Source organism: Peribacillus sp. NPDC046944 (assembly GCF_050272735.1).
Lineage (GTDB): Bacteria > Bacillota > Bacilli > Bacillales > DSM-1321 > Peribacillus.
Genome location: NZ_JBNNML010000008.1, coordinates 162,277 through 175,186, shown reverse-complemented (window position 1 = coordinate 175,186; position 12,910 = coordinate 162,277). Strand labels below are relative to the sequence as shown.

The 12,910-nt window shown below is 39.5% G+C and carries 11 protein-coding genes; all 11 read right to left on the bottom strand.

Features of this window, described 5'->3' with window-relative positions:
* Positions 1–12 precede the first annotated feature (12 nt).
* Positions 13–1,659, bottom strand: a complete 1,647-nt coding sequence (locus ACQKIC_RS15835) for an AMP-binding protein (RefSeq protein ID WP_427591892.1) — start codon at positions 1,657–1,659, stop codon at positions 13–15.
* Positions 1,660–1,760: 101 nt separating this feature from the next.
* Positions 1,761–2,903, bottom strand: coding sequence for an acyl-CoA dehydrogenase (locus ACQKIC_RS15830; RefSeq protein WP_402872737.1), 1,143 nt, complete (start codon positions 2,901–2,903; stop codon positions 1,761–1,763).
* Between the two features lie 65 nt (positions 2,904–2,968).
* Positions 2,969–3,646 (bottom strand): TetR/AcrR family transcriptional regulator, encoded by a 678-nt coding sequence (locus tag ACQKIC_RS15825; RefSeq protein WP_402872735.1) that lies wholly within the window; start codon positions 3,644–3,646, stop codon positions 2,969–2,971.
* A gap of 146 nt (positions 3,647–3,792) precedes the next feature.
* Positions 3,793–4,251 (bottom strand): staygreen family protein, encoded by a 459-nt coding sequence (locus ACQKIC_RS15820; protein WP_402872733.1) that lies wholly within the window; start codon positions 4,249–4,251, stop codon positions 3,793–3,795.
* Between the two features lie 70 nt (positions 4,252–4,321).
* Complete coding sequence (locus ACQKIC_RS15815) at positions 4,322–5,074, bottom strand: hypothetical protein (RefSeq protein WP_402959102.1); 753 nt, start codon at positions 5,072–5,074, stop codon at positions 4,322–4,324.
* Between the two features lie 28 nt (positions 5,075–5,102).
* Positions 5,103–6,149 carry a cytochrome d ubiquinol oxidase subunit II gene (locus tag ACQKIC_RS15810; RefSeq protein ID WP_402959104.1) on the bottom strand — a complete coding sequence of 349 codons (1,047 nt, stop codon included), beginning with the start codon at positions 6,147–6,149 and terminating at the stop codon, positions 5,103–5,105.
* Between the two features lie 16 nt (positions 6,150–6,165).
* Positions 6,166–7,527 carry a cytochrome ubiquinol oxidase subunit I gene (locus ACQKIC_RS15805; protein ID WP_402959106.1) on the bottom strand — a complete coding sequence of 454 codons (1,362 nt, stop codon included), beginning with the start codon at positions 7,525–7,527 and terminating at the stop codon, positions 6,166–6,168.
* A 651-nt stretch (positions 7,528–8,178) separates the two neighbouring features.
* Entirely contained in the window at positions 8,179–8,688 is a 510-nt protein-coding gene (locus tag ACQKIC_RS15800; RefSeq protein ID WP_402989477.1) for a hypothetical protein, read from the bottom strand.
* A 98-nt stretch (positions 8,689–8,786) separates the two neighbouring features.
* On the bottom strand, positions 8,787–9,440 hold the full coding sequence (gene sigH, locus ACQKIC_RS15795) for an RNA polymerase sporulation sigma factor SigH (protein ID WP_402989480.1): 654 nt from the start codon (positions 9,438–9,440) through the stop codon (positions 8,787–8,789).
* Between the two features lie 342 nt (positions 9,441–9,782).
* Positions 9,783–11,219 (bottom strand): alanine/glycine:cation symporter family protein, encoded by a 1,437-nt coding sequence (locus tag ACQKIC_RS15790; protein WP_402989483.1) that lies wholly within the window; start codon positions 11,217–11,219, stop codon positions 9,783–9,785.
* 284 nt (positions 11,220–11,503) lie between these two features.
* Positions 11,504–12,796, bottom strand: a complete 1,293-nt coding sequence (locus tag ACQKIC_RS15785) for a Na+/H+ antiporter NhaC family protein (protein ID WP_427591891.1) — start codon at positions 12,794–12,796, stop codon at positions 11,504–11,506.
* Positions 12,797–12,910 lie beyond the last annotated feature (114 nt).

Genomic DNA, 12,910 nt, shown 5'->3' with positions numbered 1-12,910 from the left:
CCCATTACCTCCTTATTTAGTCCGTTCAGCTAATAAATCAAGAGTCTGCTCCCGTAACTTATACTTTTGGATTTTTCCGGATGCAGTCATTGGATAGACATCCGTAAAATGAATGTAACGCGGGATCTTATGATGAGAAATTTTCCCTTTACAGAATGCTCTTAGTTCCTCTGCTGTCAGGCTTTCTCCTTCTTTCAAGATTATCCAGGCCGTTACCTCTTCTCCATATTTCTTATCGGGAATGCCCAAGACCTGCACATCGACTATTAAAGGGTGCTGATAAAGAAACTCTTCTATTTCCCGGGGGTAAATATTTTCGCCCCCACGAATTATCATATCTTTCAGGCGACCGGTTATCTTGCAGTACCCGTTTTCATCCATTACAGCTAAATCTCCGGTATGAAGCCACCCTTCCGGATCAATGGCCTCCTTCGTTGCTTCTGGGTTTTTGTAATACCCCTTCATGACATGATAACCTCTTGAACAAAGTTCACCCTGTTGGCCCCGCTCTAGTTCCTCTCCGGTAGCTGGATTTATGATTTTCACTTCCACATTCGGCAACGCCCGACCGACGGAAGAAACACGAAGTTCAATGGGATCATCTGTACGGGTCATCGTAATTCCTGGTGACGATTCCGTTTGACCATACGTGATCGTGATTTCTGAAATCCCCATCTTATTCACTACAAGTTTCATGACTTCAATCGGACAAGTGGAACCGGCCATGATTCCTGTCCGCAATGACCGCAAATCATACTGATCGAAGTCATCAAGGTTCAACTCCGCGATGAACATCGTCGGTACCCCGTGAAGCGCAGTACATTTTTCTGCTTCCACGGTTTGAAGTACGGTGCGTGGATTGAATTCAATAACAGGCACCATCGTAGCCCCAACAGTAACTGAAGCCATCGTCCCAAGGGAACATCCAAAACAGTGGAACATCGGGACCGGGATACAGAGCCGATCTTCGTTTGTGAGTTTCATGCAAGACGCAGTATTCAACCCATTATTGACCAGATTTGAATGGGTCAACATGACCCCCTTGGGGAATCCCGTCGTGCCCGATGTATATTGCATGTTGATTACATCTTCCGGCTTCAGGTCCTTCATCCGATTATCGAGCATTTCCTCTGAAATCCGATTACTTCCCCTTAGGACATCCTCCCATGAAAAAGTACCGGGATAACGAATGTCACTCAGCATGATGATATTTTTTAACTTTGGTAGTTTCTCAGATTTTAATTTACCTGGCTCCGCAGTCTTTAGTTCGGGAAGAATCTCATAAAGTGTCTCGATATAGGAGTGATCCCTATATTTATCCATCAAAATGATTGTTGTCGCATCCGATTGTCGGAGGAGGTACTCCAGTTCACTCGTCCGATAATTCGTATTGACCGTGACGAGCACCCCACCCATCTTGGCGGTTGAAAATTGGGAAACGACCCATTCAGGCTTATTGGTAGCCCAAATGGCAATATGTTCACCTTTCTCAATACCAAGAGACATAAAACCGCGCGCTGCCTGACGACAAACCTTTTCGAATTCACTATAGGTATATCGTAAACCTAGTTCATGATATACCACCGCTTCATTACTCCCGTATTCAGTAGCGGTCTTTTCAAGCAGTTTGCCAATCGTAATATCTTGCAGATCTGACATCAAACTCCTCCTATCAAATAAAGGTAAGATGAACGCTTTTTATTAAAAGTGATAAAATCTGCAGGACTCCTCTAAGAACCTAGTTTCAGGTTCCCCAAAGATCAGCAACCCAATTGTCTAGCTATTACCATTCTTTGAATCTCGGAAGTACCTTCCCCAATCTCTAGCAGCTTCGCATCTCTTAAGTAACGCTCCACTTCATATTCACGCATGTACCCTGATCCTCCGTGGATTTGAATCGCTTGGTTGCTCGTACGGAATGAGGTTTCACTAGCAAAAAGCTTGGCAAATGCCGCTTCTTTCGCAAATGGCTTTTTATTATCCTTTAGCCACGCAGCTTTATAGACCATATTTCTCGCCAATTCTATTTCCATTGCCATATCAGCCAGTTTGAACTGAATCGCTTGGAAGTTGGAAATCGTTTTACCGAACTGAACACGTTCTTTTGAAAACGCCAAAGCCCTGTCGAACGCCGCCTGTGCTATTCCGACTGCTAATGCAGCGATGGAAATCCTTCCTCCATCCAAGGTAAATAAGAATTGTTTGAATCCCTTTTCCGGATCACCCAACAGATTCTTTTTTGGCACCCGTACATTATCAAGAATGATTTCACATGTATTAGAAGCTCGCACTCCCATTTTTTCGTAATTACTATTTATCGTTAATCCCGGTGTATCTGTTGGGACGATGAAAGCCGAGATGATATTTTTCCCCCTGCTATCTTTCCCTGAAACGGCTGTAACTGTGATGGTCCTTGAATAGCTTGCGTTCGTTATCCAGGTCTTCTCGCCATTGATTACATATTCATCACCTTCCACTACAGCCGTCGTTCTCGTACCACCCGCATCGGAACCTGCATTCGGTTCAGTCAAACCAAATGCTGCAAGTGTCTCACCAGTGGTGATCGGGATTAGGTATTTTTGCTTTTGCTCCTCGGTACCAAAGTAATAAATTGGGCTCGCCCCTAGCGAAACGGCCGCAGCATAGCTTAATCCTGTCCCTCCACAAGCTTTACCAATTTCTTCAACAGCAATCGCATAGGAAATCGTGTCACCGCCTGAACCCCCGTATTCCTCCGGGAATGGAATACCAAGTAACCCGAGTTTTCCCATCTTTTTGAAAACGTCTTCTGCAAACATGGACTTCGCATCCAGTTCTATAGCAATTGGTTTAATCTCTTTTTCTGCGAATTCCCTTACCATTTCCTTGATCATTTGCTGCTCTTTCGTAAGTGAGAAATCCATTTATTCATTCCCCTTTCATAGTAAGACCAACTAGTCGGTCTGTATCGAATGTAAACGCTTTAACTTTAATCGATATCCATTTGATTCTTTAGTAAATAAGGTTGGATGCTTGCATCATTTTTGAATTCTTCCGTTAATAGGCTCTTTAAAATTAAATCGACATAGATTCGTCCGATTTCTTCGATTGTCTTTCCGCCGTCCCGTTTATACCATTTGTAGGTCCAGTTCACCATGCCTAGTATGGACATCCCGGTAATTTCCACCGGTAACTCGCTACGGAATTCTCCCTTTTCAATTCCTTCTTGAATAACGGAGAATACAATTTCTTTATACTGGTGACGTTTTTTTTTGATTGCTTCTACATAAGGTGGTTTAAGATATATGCTTTCTTGATAGAAAACCGAAATATGTGGTTTATAGAGGTCAAACACTTTAACAAACGATAGGATGATCTTTTGCATTTTTGCCGAAGGGTGTATGTTATCTGAGGTGGCTTCCTGTGCTTTCGTTAAAACATAGGATATAAAGCAATCATGAATGACAAATAAGAGCTCATCTTTAGAGGAAAAATGATGATAAAACCCCCCCTTGCTCGTTCCGCATTCTTTCACGATTTCGTTCACAGAAACTCCGTGGTATCCATTTTGTTCAAAAAGGTTCAGTGATGTTTCAATAATTTTATCTTTTAACTCCGTAAGGCCATCACTCCTTATGTATCCGCTTACATAAAATCCATTAAACAAAAACTTGTTTGTTCACCAAGTGGATTTAATTAGATTTTACCAAATATTATCAGTTTGTCAATTTTTTAATATATAATCGTGGATGATTCGAATCTATACATTGAATTCCCCACTTAACACATGAAAAGTGATAAGTGGGGAACAATTCAATTGATCCAATAGCATCGAGGTGTGTCGTAAAAGATACGCTGATTGAATTCGGGGAAACCGGATTGAAATTGAACATGAATCGGGCAATCAATCAACCATGGGAAAAAGCAATAAAATTCTTTATCTCCATTAATTATCGCCGTAATAGCTAAATCCAGGTTTTGCTGAAAAATTGTATATCGGGCTTTTGCCTGATCATACTCATTTTCCAAACCATCTACAAACACATTGACCGTTAAGAGATATTGACCAAGAGATGCATCCCAATTAGCCAACACTTCATCTCTTTTTTTTGCATCCAAGGCAGAACACTCATATTGCGTACCGATGGTAAGGTATAGATCACCTGTTTCATCAGAATGAGTCAGTGTATATTTCCTTCCGTCTACAGGGAGACATGGGGTCGTGGGTGGCATAAACTTAACCGTTAATTTTTCCGGATGAAATTCTGGCATCCCTTCATACTCCTTTTGAAAAATACAGGTTTACCTTATACTATGACAGTCGCCCATCCCTGGTGAATATCTACTTTTTCTTGACGGGTTTCACCACTGTTTTCATCAATTTCCACCCATTATTATATGACCAAACCGATTTGATTTCTAACAATGGATCTCTCCCATCCATTCCCATTATATATTGGACACCCGATAATCCCTTCCCTTTTCCAAAGATAGTCTTTGGTTTCAAAGAAGTGTATGAATGAACCAATAACTCCGTCGACTCATTTAACATGCCATCCTGATAAATCCCCAACTCTTCATACTCTCTCTTCCTTGAACTGACATCTACAATCACAGGCTTTTTCCCTTCAATTTTGAATTCCGCTTTGTACCCATCGAGAAATTGGGCGGTGATTGGAACGGACGGCGGAACATCCAAATCCTTGGCCTTTCCATCTTTGAATGTATAAGCATAACACTTTAGTGTACGCTCTATCCCTTCCGTCAGGACAGTAACAAGCACATCTTGTGTCCCATCTTTATTCAAATCGACCAGTGAAAGTTCCGGCTTATACCCGGCTTCGAGTGGGACACTGATTGAGTTGCGATTACTTTCTACTCGCAACTCGATTTCTTTAAGGAACTTGCTACCTTTGTCGAAAGGTGTGCCTTGGACCTGGATTATGTCAATTTTTTTATCCCCCGTAACATCCCTTTTCGAAGAGATATAGGTCCCATTCTCTGGGAAATTTTTATCATGTGCTTCGACCGCTTGATAGCTTAAAAAGATTGAAAGTACTAAAACCGAGTATTTTAGTAATTTTAACTTTTTCATGGCAATTCCCTTTCTTATATCAAATTGACTAATTCGAAATATTCCGCTTTTTGAACTTTCTTCGTTGATCTTTCATGAAAATGGACCAGAAGTAATAAAAACCAGGAACTAATATCGCAAATCCCACAATATAGGTAGCGAACACGGCCCTGAATGAAGTCGGGTCTGTAAATGCTTCCATTATCCTGACATTCGGATAGATGATATATGGTAAATGTGCGACCCCATAGACATAGCTTCCTATCATATATTGGATGATAATCGCTATTACGGCGAGCCTTGGCATTCCCTTTACCTCTTGTTTGGAAAAATAGGGCAGGTAAAGAGCTACACCACTAATGATAAAAAAGACAAGGGAGACCAATAGCAGTGTGGAGTTCTCCATCATTCCTTCGTAAATCCACGATGCTTCTTTTTTCAGTGTGAACATTACGAGAAATGCCATGATTAACACCAATGGACCTGTAATCATTGCGTCACGGCGGTAGATCTTATACGACTTTAGCTCATCAGCCTGTTTCGAATAATCAGACAGAAGCAAAGATGAGAGAAACAATGTACTTAAAATACCAAAGCCTAAAAAGGCATATTCATTTGCGCTAGTGAAAAGTTTAACTAAATTTAATTCCTCGTTCCCCCCTACATTCTCGAGAAATCCAAGATGGGTAATCGGTAAAACACTGATTAATAGGCCAGGTATAATGAGACCCGTTATTCCAGATATATAAGTCAACATCTTTGCATACTTGTCCAGGCTGTGAGAGAAGACGAGAAAAGCACTTCTAATGCAAAGAAGAAGTAAAATTAAACTGGCGGGGACAATTAATGCTACTCCAATAGAAAATACAGCACCTGGAAATAGGCTATAAATGGCAATGACAAGGCCTACAACAAATGTATTCGTCACTTCCCAAGTCGGAGATAAATAACTATTTGCTATCTTTGTGGCATTCGTATGCTCTTTCTTGATATAGATCATTGCCCAGAATCCTGCACCAAAGTCCATGGACGCCATGATGGCATACAAGAAAATAAAGCCCCACACAAGCGTTATCGCTAGAAGTGCTTCATTCATTCACTATTCCTCCTTTTCATGAATTGGAATCGAATAACTGGACATCCTTCTGTTCAGCTTTATAAAGATCATCCGTTATGGAATGACGCTTGAAATAATAGGTAAGTGTAAATACAACAGACACACATAATATGATGTAAACGATAATGAATAATGTGAATAGGTACCCCAGATTTTCATAGGTGGTTACCGAATCTGCCGTGGTAAGCATTCGATAAATTGTCCATGGTTGCCTTCCCGTACATGCGAATATCCAACCACATTCGATGGATAGTACGGCCAATGGTCCCGAAGCCACAAACAACCATAAAAGCCACCTTGGATATCGCGCTTTCTTCAAGACCTTATTCCACACTAATGCGAACAAGGACAGTACTATTAATCCCCCCCCAATGATCACCATTGCATTGAATAATGTGTGAACATATAGCGGAGGCCAATATTCCTCTGGAAAATCATTCAGACCGGTAACTACCGTATCAAAACTATTTCCTGACAAAATACTCAGTACCCAAGGAAATTCTATGCCATATTTCACTTCCCGCGCTTCTCGGTCTGTCCAACCGAATAATGTGAGACCTGCATGATCCTTCGTTTCGAACAGGCCCTCCGCAGCTGCTAATTTTTCTGGTTGTTCCCGATATAAATGCTGGGTCGTCGAGTGACCATTAAGTGCGGTCAAAAATGAAAAGACCAACCCCAATACAATGCTTAACCTTAATGCCTTTTGGTGAAAGTTATACTCGGTGGATCCATACTTATTTTTAAGCATTTTATAACCAGCAACAGCAGCAATCGCAAACGCTCCTGTCATATAAGCAGTGAGCGCCGTATGTCCTGCTGTTACGAAGAAACTCGGATTGAAAAAAGCTGCCCACGGATCCACATCGACGATTTCACCATTTTCGAACCGGAAACCAGCAGGTGTCCCCTCGAAAGCATGGACATTTGCAATTAGAACAGCTGAAGCCAAAGCACCAAAAGCGACAAAGGATAAACTCAAGATTCTAGCCCATGGCCTGATTTTTTCAGCTGCATATACATAGATGGACATGAATAGTGCCTCAACCATAAAAGCATAAATCTCAATTTGGAACGGAAGGGCCATAACTCTACCTATGACCTCCATAAATCCAGGCCACAAAAGAGAAAGCTGCACACCGGCAATTGTACCTGTCGGGATTCCCACTCCTAATAAAATCCCTAATGTTTTGGTCCAGCGTTTAGCCATGACCACATATTGGAGATCTTTCGTCTTTTGATACATCAATTCCGCTGCCAGCATCATCATAGGTAATCCCACACCTAGAGTGGCAAATATAATATGTACGCCCATATTAGTCCCGAACATTGCCCTTGCCATTTGTAAGTGATCCATACTTTTTTCCTTTCTAACCTAATTTATTCTTGTTAGCTTCTCCACACAAAAGGAAAATATTAAAAAAAGTTCCATACATCTTCTTTATCTTTTGTTACTGACATTTTTTTCTTATTTTAAATCCTATTTATTCTGACGAGGTTTATTGTGAGATACTTATAATCTTGTTTTTTCGGAATTATATATATACTATCGAGGTCGATTGTAAGATATAACATAGAGGAGCGACCTCGAAAAATAACGGGTTTGTTGCTGGATGCTATACCATAGGTTTACGCTGTTCCCCATAAAAAAAAAAAAAAAAACACCGTTCAAAGTGAACGGTGTAAGCAATTGAACAATATTGAAAACTCCATTGCATAAATAGAACAAAATAGTCTTCCTCTTTCCTCACTATCGTTATGAAAGATTCATGTACCTACTTTGTCGATTTTTATCATTTAAAGTAGATAAGTAGTTAATAAAAATGATATGCCGTTTCAAGGACATACCATACAAGGTGAGTTTTTGGCTTAAAACTGCATGCATTTCCCTCAATATTTTTTTATGATCCTGATTTTCACCCATAAAAAAGACAACCAAAAAATATTTAACGATAGGATTTTATATTATCCTAATTTTCAATTATCTCAATGGTCATTTAACCAGTTTTCATTCTTGTAGTTTCTTTTCTTTATTCCAGTAGTCATATATAGCTTCTTTCAATATCCCATTTAGATTTTTTCCTTGCTTCGCTAACCATTCCGTCTGATCTATCGGTAATAGTAGTTTAAGGTTTATTCTTTCATTTGGCATTTCCACTTTTCTTATTTCTTTCAGAGTAATGCCCTCTTCAACATTCGGGAAGGATGTTTCATTCTCATGTACTATCTGGAAATCTTCATAGCCTTCTAGATCATATATCTCACAATATAGGTTAAGCTGGGGCAATCCTTCCCCCACTAAACCACGCAGATGCATAATCGCACTGATTTCTTTACCATCTTCCAATTTTATTTCGATAATTAAATTTTCGTTATTGCCGAATTTTTTTAACACTATTTCACTCACTATTATATCCAATTCCAATGTATACCTTGAATCTGTCTCGAATATATATATAGCACTATTAAACATAAAAACACTTTCGCCATCTATTTTTACTGACTTAACCTTGCGCATACACACTCCACTTTCAAGTATTATTCTCCATGAATTAAATGACGGTTATCATGATGATAAAGAAAATCTATAATTTAAAGTGATGCTCACTGTATTACCTATTCAACCATCAACCGTGATTCCAGATACTTATCCAACTTCTTTTTTACACGTTGAAGTGCATTATCTATTGTCTTTACTTGAACATTCAATTCTAGTGAAATTTCCAAGTAGGTCTGTCCGCCCATATACAAGCCCACGACTGTACTTTCCAGGTCACTAAGGAGTTCCGTTAATTTCAGTTCAATTTCACTGAATTCTTCTAATCCTATTAAAATGGCAACCGGATCCATCTGCTTTTGCTCAGGAACGACATCAATAAGAGCTTGCTCCGATTCCCCTTGGTAAATAGGTCTAAACAGTGAAACATAGGTATTCAAAGGAGAATGCTTTTGTCTAGTGGCCGCTTTGACAGCAGTGATAATTTGTCTAGTAATGCAAAGTTCAGCAAATGACTTAAAGGAAGCCGAATTTTTGCAATCTCGATAATCCCGGATAGCCTTATACAGTCCAATCATGCCTTCTTGAAAAACATCTTCCTTATCTCCACCCGTTAGAAAATACTTCATTGCTTTAGTTTTGACAAGACCTTTATACTTCGTAATTAATTGATTCAGTGCCTCATCATCACCATCTTGAAATTTGCCTATCAATATTGCATCTTCCATTTGTGTAGGGTTTTCTACTTTTTCCTTATCGAGGATCATACTCATTTTTATTCCTCCACTCACTTAGTTGAGCACCAAATAACTACAAGGTTGCGTTTTAGCTTCAAAATATTGGTAGAGCCTTATAATATTATAGTATCTCAGCTACATAATTAAAGATACCCTTAAATACCGACATTTTCCAACATTATTATATATTACCAATAAATAAATAGGAATATTGAATTATAAATTGGTCCATTTTATAAAGGTATTTATTCACAGGGTAATAGAATATTAGAAAGAGACATAACCTGGATTAAGATGTGTGGTTATATTGGGCTATCAAGAGGTATAAAAAAAGACCTCGAAATAGTATCGAGGTCCCTTTTGTCCATAATTTAGATTCTATTTGAATTCCTTTTTACTGGATTCTTCCACGTAATCGGTTGGTTCACCCCAGCATTCAACATTTTTCAATCCCTTAATGTTACTTACATGGAAAACGGGATTCTTGCCATCTTTCTTTTGCTTTTGATAATCAGCAAGTGCGGCGAAAGCTATTTTCCCTAGCAAGGCTATGGCTATCAGGTTTATGATGGCCATTGATCCCATCAACAAATCTGCTAGATTCCATACAAACTCGAGCGAAGCCATTGATCCGAATATGACCATTCCAACGACTGCTGCACGATAAATATTTATCCAAACTTTCTTTTCATTAATAAAACTGATATTGGATTCTCCATAATAGTAGTTTCCAACAATCGAACTAAACGCAAATAATAGGACAATAATGGCAAGAAAAATCCCAGCCCAAGATCCTAAACTCTCGCTAAGAGCATTCTGCGTAAGAACAATTCCATCCGTTTCCTTTGATGAATATAGGCCGGAAAACAAGATGATAAAGGCCGTCGAGCTACATATGATGAGCGTATCAACAAAAACGCCTAGTGACTGGATTAGACCTTGTTTTACCGGATGGGTGACATCTGCTGTAGCACCCGCATTAGGTGCGCTCCCCATTCCAGCCTCATTTGAGAACAAGCCACGCTTGATTCCGTTCATCATGGCTGCACCCAGTGCACCACTAGCAATCTCCCTTAATCCATCGAATGCACTTTCAAAGATTAAAGCAAGAACACTAGGTAACTCGGTTATATTTAATATGATGACAACTAAAGCTACTAACACATAAGCTCCTGCCATGATTGGCACGATGACTTCAGACACTTTAGCAACCATCTTAATTCCGCCAAAAATGATAACAGCCGTTATGATAGCCAAAATAAGTGCAGTAATCCATTTATCGACCCCAAAAGATGCTTGGAATGCGCTTGTAATCGTATTGGCCTGTACAGAATTGAAAGCAAGTCCAAAAGTCAATGAAATCAAAACAGCAAACGTGATACCCATCCAACGTGCATTTAATGCTTTTTCCATATAATAAGCTGGACCACCACGGAATGCTTCTCCGTCTTTGACCTTGTAAATTTGAGCAAGTGTACTTTCAATGAAAGCAGAAGCAGATCCGATCAATGCGATTAACCACATCCAGAAAACTGCTCCCGGACCACCAGTTGTTATGGCTATAGCCACACCTGCCAGATTCCCCGTTCCTACCCGGGAAGCCGTGCTGATACAAAAGGCCTGAAACGATGATACACCTTTCTTATCTGCTGTAGCACCTTCTCCTAATAACCTAATCATTTCTTTCACCATTCTAAATTGTACGAATTTAGTCCGAAAAGAAAAATAAATGCCCATTCCAATTAATAATATAATCAGTATAGATGACCATAATAAATCATTTGTTTCAGTAATAAACTTTTCTACTATCTCCATTTTTAAACGAACCCACCTCTAATTATTTCAATACAATACCTTTAGAGTTCCCGCTTTTACAAAATAGTAAACACTTAAGAATAAAAATGACTCCGTATATTGTATGTAATTATACTATTTTAATATTATTGAAGGAGGTTATTAGTTTTTTGGAATATTAAAGAATTAAAGATTTCGTCTACACTTTCCATTCGAAGTCACTTACCTTACCCTAAAAAAGCCCTGGAGACAATGCTCCAGGGCAACATTCATGATTCATCGATACTCTTCCAACCATACTATTTTTATTTCTTCTTAGAGAACCGGGGAAAACCTATTAAAATGGCTATGATTCCTGAAATCCCGATCAAGACTGGATAGAAAGAATAGGGTAGGATACTGATAGGAGAGATGTGTGCAACACCGGCAGCTAAAAGTAGTTGTGCCCCGTATGGCAATAATCCTTGAATACTACAAGCGAAAACATCGAGCAAGCTGGCAGATTTCCGGGGATCAATTTCATACTTTTCGGCAATGTTTTTTGCGAGTGGACCAGCAATGATGATGGATATGGTATTATTTGCCGTTGAAAGATTCGTTAAAGCAACCAATCCCGCGATGCTGAACTCTGCACTTTTTTTTGATTTGCTCTTTCTCGTCACGAGGTTCAGTAGATAATCGATGCCACCGTTATGTTTGATAACCGAAACCATGCCTGCAATCAAGATTGCTAAGAAGGAGATTTCATACATCCCAGCCATTCCATCTCCTGCTTTTTGAATAACCTCCATTGCATGATAACTACCATCCGCTAAACCGATGATTCCAGCAAAGACAATGCCGATAGAGAGAACCAAGAATACATTGATTCCCGCTAATGCTGCCACTAGAACACAAAGGTAAGGTAGAATTTTGACCCAACTGTAGGCTTCTCCAGAGATTGTAGCTTGTTCACCCATTGTCAGAAAACCAAGGATAACACATGTAATTATCGCAGCAGGTAAAACAATAAAAAAGTTCACTTTGAATTTGTCTTTCATTTTCGTTCCCTGTATACGTACAGCTGCTATAGTCGTATCCGAAATGAAAGAAAGATTATCACCGAACATGGCGCCACCAATGACCGCAGCCATGGAAAGGGCAACTGAAATATCGGTTTGTCCACTAATTCCTACTCCAATTGGTGCTAAAGCTACTATCGTTCCCATACTTGTCCCCATAGATAATGAGATAAAACAGGCGATAATAAATAACCCCACCATTAATAGATTTTGCGGAACGATCGAAAGTGCTAGATTCACCGTAGACGCTACGGCTCCCATCCCATTTGCCACTTCCGAAAAAGCCCCAGCCAATAGGAATATGACAACCATCAACATAATATTTGAATCCCCGGCACCTTTACAAAAGATTTCTACTTTGTGATTGAATGATTCCTTTCGATTCATTGCCAGTGCCGCAGCAGATGCAATGGCAATGGCAACAATCACTGGAAATGTGTAAAAATCTTTTGTAATAACACCTGAACCTATAAATAATATCAAAAAAACGATAAACGGCGTTAAAGCCCATGGATTCCCTTTATTGTCTAAACTCATGATGTACACCTCTTTATTATTTTTGCATGGTAATGGATACTCTTTTTGGACTCTCTAAATTTTCCGGCATCCCTTCATTTTAATATGGGCTTGATTATAAAATCAGTAACATAC

Bases quoted from the DNA above. Each gene is read 5' to 3' on its own strand.
- ACQKIC_RS15800 (WP_402989477.1), bottom strand. From the start codon at position 8,688: ATGCGCAAGGTTAAGTCAGTAAAAATAGATGGCGAAAGTGTTTTTATG.
- ACQKIC_RS15805 (WP_402959106.1), bottom strand. From the start codon at position 7,527: ATGGATCACTTACAAATGGCAAGGGCAATGTTCGGGACTAATATGGGC.
- sigH (WP_402989480.1), bottom strand. From the start codon at position 9,440: ATGAGTATGATCCTCGATAAGGAAAAAGTAGAAAACCCTACACAAATG.
- ACQKIC_RS15820 (WP_402872733.1), bottom strand. From the start codon at position 4,251: ATGCCAGAATTTCATCCGGAAAAATTAACGGTTAAGTTTATGCCACCC.
- ACQKIC_RS15815 (WP_402959102.1), bottom strand. From the start codon at position 5,074: ATGAAAAAGTTAAAATTACTAAAATACTCGGTTTTAGTACTTTCAATC.
- ACQKIC_RS15785 (WP_427591891.1), bottom strand. From the start codon at position 12,796: ATGAGTTTAGACAATAAAGGGAATCCATGGGCTTTAACGCCGTTTATC.
- ACQKIC_RS15810 (WP_402959104.1), bottom strand. From the start codon at position 6,149: ATGAATGAAGCACTTCTAGCGATAACGCTTGTGTGGGGCTTTATTTTC.
- ACQKIC_RS15790 (WP_402989483.1), bottom strand. From the start codon at position 11,219: ATGGAGATAGTAGAAAAGTTTATTACTGAAACAAATGATTTATTATGG.
- ACQKIC_RS15830 (WP_402872737.1), bottom strand. From the start codon at position 2,903: ATGGATTTCTCACTTACGAAAGAGCAGCAAATGATCAAGGAAATGGTA.
- ACQKIC_RS15835 (WP_427591892.1), bottom strand. From the start codon at position 1,659: ATGTCAGATCTGCAAGATATTACGATTGGCAAACTGCTTGAAAAGACC.